The sequence below is a fragment of the Klebsiella michiganensis genome, assembly GCF_002925905.1.
Lineage (GTDB): Bacteria > Pseudomonadota > Gammaproteobacteria > Enterobacterales > Enterobacteriaceae > Klebsiella > Klebsiella michiganensis.
Window position 1 is genome coordinate 17,907 of the sequence record NZ_PRDB01000005.1, and the last position, 12,423, is coordinate 30,329.

Below are 12,423 nucleotides of genomic sequence, written 5' to 3' on the forward strand. Positions count from 1 at the left end.
CCGCGACCCGGGAATAACCTCATTTCATCGAGGTTAACTCACCAGCTGCTTGAGCAGGGCAAAAGCATCTTTCATGCGATCCTCGCTGACCACAAAAGCGCGCAGCTGGTTCTCGGCGTCAACGCCTTTCGCGACCAGGCCGTCTTTGGCGGCAACGATATTCCACGTCAGATCCTCGCGCCGGGTATCGCCCGCCAGGTGCAGCGGTAAATCCGGCGTTTTGACCTTCACCAGCATCGGCGGCAGCTTCAGTTCTCCCTGCTGGGCCAGCAGATTTTTACTCAGGCACATGGCGCTTAGCAGAATCGGCTGCAGAAAAGGCAGGACCATGCCGTTGATTTCCGCGCAGTCGCCGAGGGCGTAAATCGCCGGATGGCTGGTTTGCAGCTGGCTGTTCACCACCACGCCGCGGTGAGTTTTCAACCCCGCATGCCGCGCCAGCGCCGTTTCCGGGCGTAAACCGGCGGCGGCCACCACCGCATCCACCGTCACCGTACGCTGGCGGTCCAGGGTGACGCGAATCCCGTCGGCGCTCTGCGTCAGGCTTTCCAGCTGGGACTTCAGCATTAGATGCACGCCCATGTCGGTCAGACGATGCTGCAGTCGGCTGCTGGCCTCGGGCGGCATCAGGGCCGACAGTACGCTGGCGGAGTTATCCACCACCGTCACCGCTTTGCCGGCGCGGCAGAAATCCATCGCCAGCTCGCAGCCAATCAGCCCGCCGCCGACGATCAGCACCCTTTTTGCATCGCGCAGATGGCTTTGCGCCGCACCGTATTCCCGCTGGCTGTTCAGGGTCAGCATCAGCTCGCGGCCCGGCACCGGTGGGATAAACGGCGTCGCGCCGGTGGCCAGCACCAGTTTGTCATAGCGCCACTCGCGGTCCTGGCTCTTCACCAGGTGCTGCTCGGCGTCGATATCGCTGACCCAGGTATGCGGAAACAGGCGCAGATTGTACTGCTCGGCAAACTCGCCCGCCGTTTGCAGGGTCAGGTCGTCGGCGTTCTGCCCGCGGCTGACCACATGGCTGAGATCCGGTTTGTTGTACTCATCCATGCTGTCGGCGGCGAGCAGGGTCAGCGGGATATTCGGGTCCTGCTTGCGAATATTTTTCACCAGCTGACGGGCCGCGAAGCCCGAGCCGATGATGACGATGCCATCACTCATTTTGCCTCCGATGCCAGAACGTCAAACACATCTTTACCCAGCGAACACTCAGGGCAGAGGAAGTTATCCGGGACTTCGCTCCACGGCGTACCCGGCTGGACGTCCTGGTTCGGTTCGCCCTGTTCGGGGTCGTAAATCCACTGGCAAACGCTGCACTGCATTTTCGGGCCGAGATCGGCTGCCGCTGGCGCTGCGCAGGGCGTTGCCTCAGGCGCGGCGTGTTTGGCCTGGCTCGCCGGCAGCGGGGAGAGGGCCCACTGGCGGGCGATTTCGCGGCCGTGCTCGCGGCACACTTCCAGCGCGTCGAGATCCGGGCGCCATTTGGCCTTCAGGCTCAGGGACATTTCAAAGCCCGCATCCTGTAAACGCGTGGACAGGCGGTCAACCGCGCCGCCGCTCCAGCCGTGGGAGCCGAAGGCGCTGGCGCGCTTGTTACGGAAACGCAGGCCGGTCATCTCCTCCACCAGCCCGGCGATTTTCGGCATCATCACGTTATTCATGGTTGAGGTGCCGACCAGCACGCCCTTCGAGCGGAACACGTTGGTCAGAATGTCGTTTTTATCGCTGCGGGCGACGTTGAAAATTTTCACCGCCACCCGCGGATCCACGTCGGTAATGCCCTGGGCTATCGCGTCGGCCATCATGCGGGTGTTGTTGGACATGGTGTCGTAGAAAATCGTGATGCGGTCTTCCTGATAATCCGCCGCCCACTCGAGATATTTTTCGACGATCTGCGTCGGGTTATCGCGCCAGACCACGCCGTGGGAGGTCGCAATCATATCCACCGGCAGGTTAAAGCCGAGGATTTCGGTAATTTTCGGCGTCACCAGGCGGCTGAACGGGGTCAGAATATTGGCATAGTAGCGCTGGCACTGCTCGTAAAGCTCAACCTGGTCAACTTCATCATTAAACAGATGTTCATCGCAGTAGTGCTGGCCGAAGGCGTCGTTGCTGAACAGCACCGCGTCGCCGGTCATATAGGTCATCATGCTATCCGGCCAGTGCAGCATCGGGGTTTCGACGAAAATCAGCTGCTTGCCGTTGCCGATATCCAGGCTGTCGCCGGTTTTCACCACCTTAAAATTCCACTCCGGGTGATGATGGTGTCCGGTGATGGAGTCGATGGCGTTGGCGGTACAGTAAATCGGGGTGTCCGGGATCTGGGTCATCAGCTCGGTCAGCGCGCCGGCATGGTCCTCCTCAGCATGGTTGATAATGATGTAATCAATATCGGCGAGGTCGATTTCACCGCGCAGGTTCTGCACGAATTCACGGCTGAATTTATGATCGACGGTATCGATCAGCACATTTTTTTCTTCCCGGATGAGATAGCTGTTGTAGCTGCTGCCGCGCAGCGTTTTGTATTCAGTCCCGTGGAAATCACGCACTTCCCAGTCGCGTTGGCCAACCCAATGAATGTTATTTTTAACCAGAATAGACATAGCAACCTCAATTAATTCAGCAGTGTTCAAATAAGATGTTTTGCTTATATCAAGTTGCGTGCCAACTTTTTAAATAATTGAATTTAAAGTGTTTTAAGTTTTTTATTAAATCTGTTGATGTCAAATTGACAATGGTTAAAATAGTCGATATGACTACGTTTGGTGTCAAAATGACTATGAGGCGACAATGAGTTTCTCCGTCGAGGCCCTGGCGAAAATCGCCATTGATTTACAAAGCGATCTCGGCCATGCCGACCGTTTTTCGCGTTTGATTACCACCCTGCGGCAGATACTCGGCTGCGATGCTTCGGCGCTGCTGCGCTACGAGGCGCACCAGTTTGTGCCGCTGGCGATTGATGGCCTGGCCCAGGACGTACTTGGCCGACGCTTTGCCCTTGAAGGCCACCCGCGGCTGGAGGCGATTGCCCGGGCGGGGGACGTGGTGCGCTTCCCGGCGGATAGCGATCTGCCGGACCCTTACGATGGCCTGATCCCCGGACAGGAGAGCCTGAAGGTGCACGCCTGCGTCGGCCTGCCGCTGTTTGCCGGGCAAACCCTGATCGGCGCGCTCACCCTCGACGGCATGGATGCGGACCGTTTTGACAGCTTCAGCGACGAGGAGCTGCGCCTGATTGCCGCCCTGGTGGCCGGGGCGCTTAATAACGCGCTGCTGATCGCCCGGCTGGAGAATCAAAACGTGCTGCCGGAGCAGGCTATCGTGTATCCGGCAGCCGAACGTCAGGAGATGATTGGCCTGTCGGCGCCGATGCTGCAGCTGAAAAAAGAGATCGATATCGTCGCGGCTTCTGACTTAAACGTGCTGATTAGCGGCGAGACCGGCACCGGCAAAGAGCTGGTGGCGAAAGCGGTGCATCAGGGGTCGCCGCGGGCGGCCAATCCGCTGGTCTATCTCAACTGCGCGGCCCTGCCGGAGAGCGTGGCGGAGAGCGAGCTGTTTGGCCACGTCAAAGGGGCGTTTACCGGGGCGATCAGCAACCGCAGCGGTAAATTTGAAATGGCGGACAACGGAACGCTGTTCCTCGATGAAATTGGCGAGCTTTCGCTGGCGCTCCAGGCCAAGCTGCTGCGGGTGCTGCAGTATGGCGATATTCAGCGCGTCGGCGACGATCGCAGCCTGCGGGTTGATGTGCGGGTGCTGGCGGCCACCAACCGCGACCTGCGTCAGGAGGTGGTGGAGGGGCGCTTTCGCGCCGACCTGTATCATCGCCTGAGCGTGTTTCCGCTGTCGGTTCCGGCGCTGCGCGAGCGGGAAAGTGATGTAGTGCTGCTGGCCGGCTATTTTTGCGAACAGTGCCGTTTGCGCATGGGGCTGGCGCAGGTGATTTTAAGCGAAGCGACGCGGGCCAGGCTGCTCGCCTGGTCATGGCCGGGCAACGTACGCGAACTGGAGCACGCGATTCATCGGGCGGTGGTGCTGGCGCGGGCGACGCAGGCGGGTAATGATATCGTGCTGGAGCCGCAGCATTTTCAGCTGGCCGGGGAAGCGCCGGCCTTGCCGACCGTCAGCCCGCAGCCGGCGGCGGAAGCGGTGAGCCTGCGCGAGGCGACGGAGGCGTTCCAGCGCGAAGCGATCGCCAGCGCGCTGGCGGCTAATGGCCGCAGCTGGGCCGCCGCCGCCCGCGCGCTGGGGCTCGACGTCGCCAACCTGCACCGGCTGGCGAAGCGTCTGGGGCTTAAAGGATCCCGGCCTGATAAAAGTTCTGCAGGTTAATCGCGCCGACCAGCTGGCCGCTTTCATCCACCACCGGAGCGGCGCTGATTTTATGCTTCATCAGGCGCTCTTTGGCTTCTATCGCGCGGCTTTCCGCTTGCAGAGTGACGCCGTTGCGGGTCATCGCCTGGCTGACGATATCCTGTAAGCTGCCGCCGCCCACCAGCCAGCGGCGCAGGTCGCCGTCGGTAAAGACGCCCTGCACGTGATTGCGCTCATCGCAGACCGCCACCAGCCCCAGGCCGGTGCGGCTGAGTTCGAGCATCGCGTCCATGACGCTGGTGTCGTTGGCGACGCGCGGCACGTCGCCGTCGCGGCGCATCAGATGGTGAACTTTGTTCAGCAGCCGCGCGCCCAGCGCGCCGGCCGGGTGCGAACGGGCGAAATCTTCTTCGTTAAAGCCGCGGGCCTGCATGACCGCCATGGCCAGCGCGTCGCCGAGCATCAGGGTATTGACGGTGCTGGAGGTGGGCGCGAGGTGCATCGGGCAGGCTTCACGCTCTACGGCAATATCAAGCACCGCTTTGGCCGCCAGCGCCAGCGGTGAAGTGGATTTACCGGTCATCGCCAGCAGCGGAATGGATTTTTCCTCCAGGCGCGGAACGATAAGATCCAGCTCTTTAGCGCTGCCGGAGTAAGAGATAAACAGCATCACGTCGCGGCTGTCGAGCATGCCGAGGTCGCCGTGCAGCGCTTCCGCCGGGTGAACAAAAAATGCCGGGGTGCCGGTGCTGGCGAAGGTGGCGGCCAGCTTTTTACCAATATGACCCGATTTACCGATACCGGAGACGACCAGTTTGCCCTCGCAGTGGATAATGGTTTCCGCCGCGCGGATGAAGTCGTCGCCCAGGCGTTCAGGCAGGCGGCTCGCCTCCTGAAGCTCCAGCATCAGGGTCTGGCGTCCGGCTTCTAACAGAAAGTTACTCATGATGTTCTCCAGTAATAATGACTTCGATGCCTTTGTCTTCCAGCGCCCGCTTAAATTCCGGGCTGATATCGGCATCGGTAATCAGTTTGTCTACGCTCTCCAGGCCGCAGACGATATTGGGACTTTTGCGGCCAAACTTCGACGAGTCGGCCATCAGGATAACTTCGCGGGCGGCATTGCACATCGCTTTGCTGACCGTATAAACCTCATTAAAGGTGGTGACGCCAGCGATTAAATCAATGCCGTCGGTGCCCATAAACAGTCGATCGAAGCTGAAGTGTTCGAAGGCGTTTTCCGCCAGCTGGCCGTGAAAGGAGGCCGATTTTTTGCGGAACGTGCCGCCCGGCATCAGGATGGTTTGTTCGTTATCCAGTTCGGAGAGGGCGTTGACGATATGCAGGCTGTTGGTCATCACGGTAATGTTATTGAAGCGGCTGAGCATCGGCACCATTTGCAGCACCGTACTGCCGGCGTCAAGAATGATCGAGTCGCCATCGTGAATGAAGCTGACCGCGGCTTCGGCAATCCGCTCTTTTTTATGGGTGTTGATCAGCGTTTTGTGGTCGATGGGCGGATCGGCCTCGTCTTTATTTAACACCACGCCGCCGTAAGTGCGGATAACGGTACCGGCATTCTCAAGGATCACCAGATCCTTACGGATGGTGGTGCCGGTGGTGTCGAAGTGTTGCGCCAGCTCTTCGACCGAGCATTTGCCCTGCGATTGCAGGTGCTCGAGAATGGCTGCCTGGCGCTGACGTGGTTTCATAGGCGTTGTATCCTGCGTTTAAAGTTTCGAAATGATAATTTCGCAAGATATTAACGTTCACAACGAAATTATCCATGTTTCGGATTAAGCGCTAATGATAGTGCATTCTGACAGAGCGGATCATTGGGAAAGATCACATCAGGCTGCAATTCCTTAAGATGCTTACCGGTGAGGGCGGGAATTTTTTGCGGCCTGGCGAAGACGGTGAGGCCTTTCATTAACAGCGTATCGCGAATGCGGTCGTTTTCGTCGACGGCGATGGCGACGACGGCCCGCGGCTTGAACCGCCCCGAGGAACGGCCCACGCCGACGCGGCCCTGCTGGCACAACCGATCGAATGCGCGATTGAACTGCCTGATCTGCCAGCCGCCAAAGGCGAGCTGGGTTATCCAGGCGATGGCGGCGATAGTGATAAGTGCGGTAACCATAAAAGTCTCCTTAAGGCGTGTGCGATATTTCCCCGGAGGGCGGCGAGTTGCGCCTTACCCGGGCTACGGATCGGTGCGGGGTGCCGGTTTTGTAGCCCGGATAAGCGCAGCGCAATCCGGGACCTCTGGTTTAAAACATCACCTGCCCGCCGGTGACGTTGATAGACTGCCCGGTGCAGTATGAAGCCTGCGGACTGGCGTAAAACATCAGCACGTTAAGTACGTCCTGGTAATCGCAGCCGCGCTTCAGCGGGACTTTGTCGATGTAATACTGCTCGACCTGCTCCTCCGGGATCCCCAGCTTGGTGGCGTACTGCGGCAGCAGAGACTGGAACATCGGCGACTTCAGCAGGTTGCCGAGCATCAGGGAGTGCACGGTAATCCCGTACTCCGCGAGGTCCAGCGCCAGCGACTGCGTCAGCCCCACGCCGCCAAACTTCGCCGCGCTATAGCCGGAGTTATGCTTGCTGCCCACTTTGCCGGATTTAGAGTTGATCTGGATGATGCGACCTTTAATGCCGTCGCGGATCATCAGGCGGGAAAACTCGCGGGCGCAGAGGAAGTAGCCCACCAGATTCACCTGCAGCGAACGGTCGAAATCCCCCAGCGCGAAGTCGCTGATAAACGCCGCTTTAGCGATCCCGGCGCTATAGACCAGCAGGTCGACGCGGGAAAATATTTCGTCTACCCCGCGGGCGAGGGCGACCACGCTGGCTTCGCTGGTGGCGTCCGCGCCGAAGCCCCACGCCGTGCCTTCGCCATGTTCTGCATTGATGGCCTGCGCGACGCGGGTCGCTTTATCGCTCTGAATATCGACCACCGCCACGCGATAGCCTTCTGCGGCAAGCCCGCGACACAGAAACTCCCCTAAGGTTTGTCCCCCACCGATGACAACAGCAACCTGATTCATAATTTTCTCCTTACAGCTTAAGCAACAAATTTCAGTACGCAGCCGGCGGCGATGCCTTCCGGCACCGGCCCCGCCACGTGTACGGTTCCGGGGAATTCCGCTTCGCGGTGGCCGTCAAAGCGCAGCGTGATATGGCCCAGCTCGCGCAGGTTCTGCTCGGCGACGTCGCCGACGGCGGTGACCGGGTAGCGCAGCTCGCCGAGCTGCAGCTCAGCGCCCGGCACCAGCGCGCCGGAGAGCTCGCCGTGGTTGTGAATAAAGCAGTACTCTTCGATATCGGCCGGGGCGCCTTCGCGGAAGGTGATCAGCATCTGCTCGTCCAGCGCCATCGCCGCGCTGGCGCCGATATGCGTAATGGTGGTCTGGTAAATCACGGTCATCTTCAGGCACCTCTTATTGGTAAATAAATCCGGAAACGAACCAGGCGATCAGCACCGTTGGCGCGCCGGTCAGGAAGCGGCTCACCAGTACCGACGGTACGCCGACGCGCACGGTGTCCTGGCGCGCTTCCGCCAGCGACAGGCCAACCGGGATAAAGTCGCAGGCGGCCTGGGCGTTAATGGCGAACAGCGCGGGCAGGGCGAGATGCGGCGGAATATTGCCAAGGCCAATCTGTACGCCAATCAGCACGCCGATAACCTGGGCGATGACCGCGCCGGGGCCGAGAAACGGCGACAGCAGCGGGAAAGAACAGATCAGCGCCAGGGTCACGAGGCCCAGCGGATGGCTGGCGAGCGGCGCCAGGCCGTGGGCAATCCAGTCGCCGATGCCGGAGGCCATGATGATGCCGATCAGCGCCGCGACGAAGGCCATAAACGGCAGAATGGTTTTCAGCACCGTATCGATGGTGTCGCGCCCGGCCTGGAACAGCACCGCCACGACCGAGCCCATCCCCATACCAACTTTGGCCAGCAGGCCGTCGCTCTGCTCGGTTATTTTCTTGCTGGTGTCATAGTCGCGGGCCGCCGGCTGGGCTGGCGAGGCCTGCGGGGCCGGGGAGAGCCCCTCTTCCAGCGCGAAAATGTTCTCTTCTTTGACGCCGGAAACGTAAATGTCTTCGACGATGTACTGCGCCAGCGGACCCGATTTGCCGGTCGCGTGGATATTAATGGTCGGGATGCGGCGCTTCGGGTAGATACCGCAGCGCAGGGTGCCGCCGCAGTCGATAATTGCCACGCCGATTTCCGCTTCCGGCGGTTCGCCCTCTTTGAAGCCATCGACCGCCTGCCAGCCGGTGAGGCGGGCAATTTTATCGACGATCGCCGGGCGGGTGCCCGCGGTGATATAGACAATCTTTTTACCGGCAACGGCGTCCAGTTCGAGCGGGCCGCCCCAGCCGCCGGCGCCTTTTTCAATGCGAATACGGGTCATGATGTTGCTCCTGACAGATGCACTTTCTGCTCAAGCTGGATGGCCATTTTTTTCTCAAAAATCGACGTGGTCAGGTCGGTCACCCAGCCGCGGAAGAAGTTCGTCACCAGACCCACCAGCAGATAGCTCACCGCCAGCGGCCCTAACGGCAGACCGAGGGTGGTTAGCCCGTTGGCAATCCCCAGATAGACGAAAAGTTCGCCGGGGTTGATGTGCGGAAACAGGCCGTTCATTGAGTGGCAGCTGTAGGAGGCCGCCGCGTAGTAGCTCGGTTTGTATTTCTCGGGCATAAAGCGCCCAAGGCTCAGGGTCATCGGGTTACAGAAAACGAAGGTGCCGATGCAGGGCAGCAGCAGGTAGCGGGAGATCGGATTACCGGCGCAGCGCTGCGCCAGCTTTTCGATCCGCTGCTGACCAATAAAGTTGATCAGCGCGTTCATGATCACCAGCAGACTGATCAGCAAAGGCAGGATCCCGGTGACCATACCGGTGAACACCTCGCCTCCCTTCTGAAACAGGCCGATAAACCATTCGGCGCCGTGGGTAACGACTTCAATCATTGTTCTCTCCTTCAGCGTGTTATTTTTCTTGCTAACTGGAAGCTCATTTTAATCATTTTAAAAGGTTTTAAATTGTTATATTGATCGCAAAATGAAAGATAAATATTTTATTTTGAAAGATTGTGGCTGAAGTGAACGAAGGATCCGACGGGGCGAGAGGAAAAAGGGCGATAAAAAAGAATTTACATTGCCGCCGCTTCCTTGTGAGCGGGCGCATGCTTTACCATAATTACCCCTTGCCGATTTGTTAAATGGATGTCCCATGTTGAAGCGTCGTTCCCTGGCTTTACTCCCCCTGTGCGTTCTCCTCGCTGCCTGCAGCAGCAAACCTCAAACTCCTGCGGAAAAGGAAATGGCGGGCGGCACGGGCGGTTTTTTACTCGAGCCGCAGCATAACGTGATGGAGATGAGCGGCGATTTCGCCAATAACCCGGCGGCGGAACAGTTCATTGATAAAATGGTGAGCAAGCACGACTTCGACCGACAGCAGCTGCATCAAATCCTCTCCCAGGCCAAACGCCTGGACTATGTGCTGCGTCTGATGGACCGTCAGGCGCCCACCGGGCTGCCGCCGTCAGGGCCAAACGGCGCCTGGCTGCGCTTCAAAAAACAGTTTATTACCCCGGATAACGTGCAGAACGGCGTGGCGTTCTGGAACCAGTATCAGGATGCGCTCAACCGCGCGTACCAGGTTTACGGCGTGCCGCCGGAAATTATCGTCGGGATTATTGGCGTCGAGACCCGCTGGGGCCGGGTGATGGGGAAAACCCGCATCCTTGATGCGCTGGCGACGCTGTCGTTTAACTATCCGCGCCGCGCAGAATACTTCTCCAGCGAGCTGGAAACGTTCCTGCTGATGGCGCGCAGCGAACAGGATGACCCGCTCGATCTGAAAGGCTCCTTCGCCGGCGCGATGGGTTACGGTCAGTTTATGCCCTCTTCTTACAGGCAGTACGCGGTGGACTTTAACGGCGACGGGCATATCAACCTGTGGGATCCGGTCGATGCGATCGGCAGCGTAGCGAACTACTTCAAGCAGCACGGCTGGGTGAGCGGCGATCTGGTCGCGGTACAGGCGCTGGGCCAGGCGCCTGGGCTGAACAATGGGTTCAAAACCAAATACAGCGTCTCGCAGCTGGCGGCGGCGGGACTTACCCCGACTCAGCCGCTGGGTAACCATCAGCAGGCGAGCCTGCTGCGTCTGGATATCGGCACAGGCTACCAGTACTGGTACGGTCTGCCGAACTTCTACACCATTACCCGCTATAACCACAGCACCCATTACGCGATGGCCGTCTGGCAGCTCGGTCTGGCGGTTTCTCAGGCCCGGATGCAGTAATCCCGTCTTCTGTGCTTCTCTCCGTCCGGAGAGGAGTCTGTAACATTTTGCAGCATTTCCTTTTGTTGACGCCAATTTACATTCCGCGCTTCTTTTAATATTGTTATGTTATAACGTTTTATTGAGGCGTAAACATTGACTTCCTTATTGATGACTTCAGGCATCGCCCGGCTGGCGATGGCCGGCGTGCTGCTGGCCGCCCTGTGGCTGGCAACCTGGTGGGCGGTATCGCTGCCATGATAGAGCTCGATCATCTGGTGGCTGGCTATGAAGGGCTGGCGATCGCGCCGTCCCTTAGCGGCACGATTGCAACGGGGAGTATGACGGCTATCGTCGGCCTGAACGGCTGCGGGAAATCGACGCTGTTAAAGACGCTGGCCGGATTTATCCCGCCGGTCAGCGGCCGCCTGCACTGGCGCGACGGACGGCCGGTTATCGGCTGGCTGGCGCAGCGGCATGCGCTGGAGTCGCAGTTTCCGCTCACGGTGCAGGATGTCGTCAGCCAGGGGGCCTGGCCGCAGGTATCGTTGCTGCGCGGGCTCGGGGGGAGGTGCGCCAGCGTATCGTCGCGGCCATAGCGCGGGTGGGGCTGCTAGCGATGGCGAAAACGCCGATTGAGGCGCTCTCCGGCGGCCAGTTTCAGCGCATGCTCTTCGCGAGGGTGATGGTGCAGCGCGCGCCGCTGGTGATGCTCGACGAACCGTTTACCGGCATCGACGAAGCCACCTGCCGTGAGCTGATGGCGCTGATCCTGGAAATGCATCAGCAGGGGCAGACGATTCTGGCGGTGCTGCACGATAACCAGCGGGTCGCCGACTATTTCCCGGAAACGATGCTGCTGACGCCGCAGCGCGCCCGCTGGGGCAGTACGCCTGATGTGCTGCCTGCCTTTCACTCCGCGAGGCTGGCATGATCTGGCACACCTTCATTCAGCCCTTTATCGAGTTTGGCTTTATGCGCCGCGCGCTGGTGGTGTGCCTGGCACTCTCGCTGAGCACGACCATGCTCGGCGTCTTCCTACTTTTACGCCGCATGAGCCTGATGGGCGATGCGCTCTCGCATGCGATTTTGCCCGGCGTGGCGGTGGGCTACCTGCTTACCGGGATGTCGCTGCTGGCGATGACCGTCGGGGGTTTTATTGCCGGCATTGCGGTGGCGCTGGTGGCGGGGTGGGTCAGCCGACGCACGCTTTTAAAAGAGGATGCCAGCTTTGCCGGATTTTATCTCGGCTCCCTGGCGCTGGGCGTCACGCTGGTCTCGCTGCGCGGCTCTAACGTCGACCTGCTGCATCTGCTGTTCGGCTCAATTCTGGCGGTAGACCGCGATTCGGCGCTGTTTGTGACCGGCGTTGCCAGCCTGACGCTGATTTGCATCGCCCTGTTTTATCGCGGCCTGGTCAGCGAAGCCTTCGACAGCGTCTGGCTTCAGGTGAACGCGCGAAGAGTGCCTGCGCTGCTGCACGGCCTGTTCCTCGCCCTGCTGGTGCTCAATCTGGTGGCCGGGTTTCAGGTGCTCGGCACGCTGATGGCGGTGGGAGTCATGATGCTGCCCGCGGTCGCGGCGCGCTGCTGGGCGCGGACGCTGCCGGGCATTCTGCTGCTGGCGGCGCTGATGGGCGGTTTTTGCGCGTGGATGGGGCTGAGCCTGTCGTGGGCGGCGAATTTGCCTGCCGGACCCGCCATTGTGCTGACCGCCAGCGGCCTCTTTTTTGTATCGGTGTTTTTTGGCTCGCGCAGCCGGCTGGTTGTCGGCTGGCGTAAATTAATGGGGTAAGGACAAT

12 protein-coding genes and 1 pseudogene are annotated in these 12,423 nt (G+C 59.8%); 4 read left to right on the forward strand and 9 right to left on the reverse strand.

Features of this window, described 5'->3' with window-relative positions; translation table 11 throughout:
- Positions 1-33: 33 nt before the first annotated feature.
- Together norW and norV are read right to left on the reverse strand one after the other, a co-directional pair.
- The gene (gene norW / locus CDA56_RS13545) at positions 34-1,167 is read right to left on the reverse strand and encodes an NADH:flavorubredoxin reductase NorW (protein WP_103813818.1); all 1,134 of its coding nucleotides are present in this window, start codon (positions 1,165-1,167) and stop codon (positions 34-36) included.
- On the reverse strand, positions 1,164-2,609 hold the full coding sequence (gene norV, locus CDA56_RS13550) for an anaerobic nitric oxide reductase flavorubredoxin (RefSeq protein WP_014839305.1): 1,446 nt from the start codon (positions 2,607-2,609) through the stop codon (positions 1,164-1,166). Before norV ends, norW begins: the two co-directional genes overlap by 4 nt.
- 187 nt (positions 2,610-2,796) lie before the next feature.
- On the opposite strand from norV, the gene norR reads away from it, so the two are divergent.
- Positions 2,797-4,341: a nitric oxide reductase transcriptional regulator NorR gene (gene norR, locus CDA56_RS13560; protein ID WP_014226520.1), complete on the forward strand. Its 1,545-nt coding sequence runs from the start codon at positions 2,797-2,799 to the stop codon at positions 4,339-4,341.
- Here the strand turns inward: norR and gutQ are convergent.
- From gutQ to srlA, 7 genes are all read right to left on the reverse strand, one after another.
- Positions 4,304-5,269: an arabinose-5-phosphate isomerase GutQ gene (gene gutQ, locus CDA56_RS13565; protein WP_014226519.1), complete on the reverse strand. Its 966-nt coding sequence runs from the start codon at positions 5,267-5,269 to the stop codon at positions 4,304-4,306. The genes norR and gutQ overlap by 38 nt on opposite strands.
- Positions 5,262-6,035 carry a glucitol operon DNA-binding transcriptional repressor SrlR gene (gene srlR, locus CDA56_RS13570; protein WP_004104826.1) on the reverse strand — a complete coding sequence of 258 codons (774 nt, stop codon included), beginning with the start codon at positions 6,033-6,035 and terminating at the stop codon, positions 5,262-5,264. Before srlR ends, gutQ begins: the two co-directional genes overlap by 8 nt.
- Before the next feature lie 68 nt (positions 6,036-6,103).
- Positions 6,104-6,463, reverse strand: a complete 360-nt coding sequence (gutM, locus tag CDA56_RS13575; protein ID WP_014839303.1) for a transcriptional regulator GutM — start codon at positions 6,461-6,463, stop codon at positions 6,104-6,106.
- A 130-nt stretch (positions 6,464-6,593) separates the two neighbouring features.
- Complete coding sequence (gene srlD, locus CDA56_RS13580) at positions 6,594-7,373, reverse strand: sorbitol-6-phosphate dehydrogenase (protein ID WP_014226518.1); 780 nt, start codon at positions 7,371-7,373, stop codon at positions 6,594-6,596.
- 17 nt (positions 7,374-7,390) lie between these two features.
- Positions 7,391-7,753, reverse strand: a complete 363-nt coding sequence (gene srlB, locus CDA56_RS13585; RefSeq protein WP_004132227.1) for a PTS glucitol/sorbitol transporter subunit IIA — start codon at positions 7,751-7,753, stop codon at positions 7,391-7,393.
- Between the two features lie 13 nt (positions 7,754-7,766).
- Positions 7,767-8,744, reverse strand: coding sequence for a PTS glucitol/sorbitol transporter subunit IIB (gene srlE, locus CDA56_RS13590; RefSeq protein ID WP_057173198.1), 978 nt, complete (start codon positions 8,742-8,744; stop codon positions 7,767-7,769).
- Entirely contained in the window at positions 8,741-9,304 is a 564-nt protein-coding gene (gene srlA / locus CDA56_RS13595; RefSeq protein WP_004104818.1) for a PTS glucitol/sorbitol transporter subunit IIC, read from the reverse strand. Before srlA ends, srlE begins: the two co-directional genes overlap by 4 nt.
- Positions 9,305-9,566: 262 nt before the next feature.
- On the opposite strand from srlA, the gene mltB reads away from it, so the two are divergent.
- The 3 genes and pseudogenes from mltB to CDA56_RS13610 all read left to right on the forward strand — a co-directional run bounded on the left by mltB (position 9,567) and on the right by CDA56_RS13610 (position 12,416).
- A complete protein-coding gene (gene mltB, locus CDA56_RS13600; protein ID WP_103813816.1) occupies positions 9,567-10,643 on the forward strand; it encodes a lytic murein transglycosylase B in 1,077 nt (358 codons plus the stop codon).
- A 203-nt stretch (positions 10,644-10,846) separates the two neighbouring features.
- Positions 10,847-11,556: pseudogene (locus CDA56_RS13605) on the forward strand (metal ABC transporter ATP-binding protein).
- Positions 11,553-12,416: a metal ABC transporter permease gene (locus tag CDA56_RS13610; RefSeq protein ID WP_103813814.1), complete on the forward strand. Its 864-nt coding sequence runs from the start codon at positions 11,553-11,555 to the stop codon at positions 12,414-12,416. The pseudogene CDA56_RS13605 and the gene CDA56_RS13610 overlap by 4 nt, the downstream one beginning before the upstream one ends.
- The last annotated feature ends 7 nt before the right edge of the window (positions 12,417-12,423 follow it).

Excerpts from the sequence above, each read along its gene's own strand:
- srlD (WP_014226518.1), bottom strand. The coding sequence starts at position 7,373 with ATGAATCAGGTTGCTGTTGTCATCGGTGGGGGACAAACCTTAGGGGAG.
- srlA (WP_004104818.1), bottom strand. The coding sequence starts at position 9,304 with ATGATTGAAGTCGTTACCCACGGCGCCGAATGGTTTATCGGCCTGTTT.
- gutM (WP_014839303.1), bottom strand. The coding sequence starts at position 6,463 with ATGGTTACCGCACTTATCACTATCGCCGCCATCGCCTGGATAACCCAG.
- norW (WP_103813818.1), bottom strand. The coding sequence starts at position 1,167 with ATGAGTGATGGCATCGTCATCATCGGCTCGGGCTTCGCGGCCCGTCAG.
- norR (WP_014226520.1), top strand. The coding sequence starts at position 2,797 with ATGAGTTTCTCCGTCGAGGCCCTGGCGAAAATCGCCATTGATTTACAA.
- CDA56_RS13610 (WP_103813814.1), top strand. The coding sequence starts at position 11,553 with ATGATCTGGCACACCTTCATTCAGCCCTTTATCGAGTTTGGCTTTATG.
- norV (WP_014839305.1), bottom strand. The coding sequence starts at position 2,609 with ATGTCTATTCTGGTTAAAAATAACATTCATTGGGTTGGCCAACGCGAC.
- srlE (WP_057173198.1), bottom strand. The coding sequence starts at position 8,744 with ATGACCCGTATTCGCATTGAAAAAGGCGCCGGCGGCTGGGGCGGCCCG.
- srlB (WP_004132227.1), bottom strand. The coding sequence starts at position 7,753 with ATGACCGTGATTTACCAGACCACCATTACGCATATCGGCGCCAGCGCG.
- mltB (WP_103813816.1), top strand. The coding sequence starts at position 9,567 with ATGTTGAAGCGTCGTTCCCTGGCTTTACTCCCCCTGTGCGTTCTCCTC.
- gutQ (WP_014226519.1), bottom strand. The coding sequence starts at position 5,269 with ATGAGTAACTTTCTGTTAGAAGCCGGACGCCAGACCCTGATGCTGGAG.
- srlR (WP_004104826.1), bottom strand. The coding sequence starts at position 6,035 with ATGAAACCACGTCAGCGCCAGGCAGCCATTCTCGAGCACCTGCAATCG.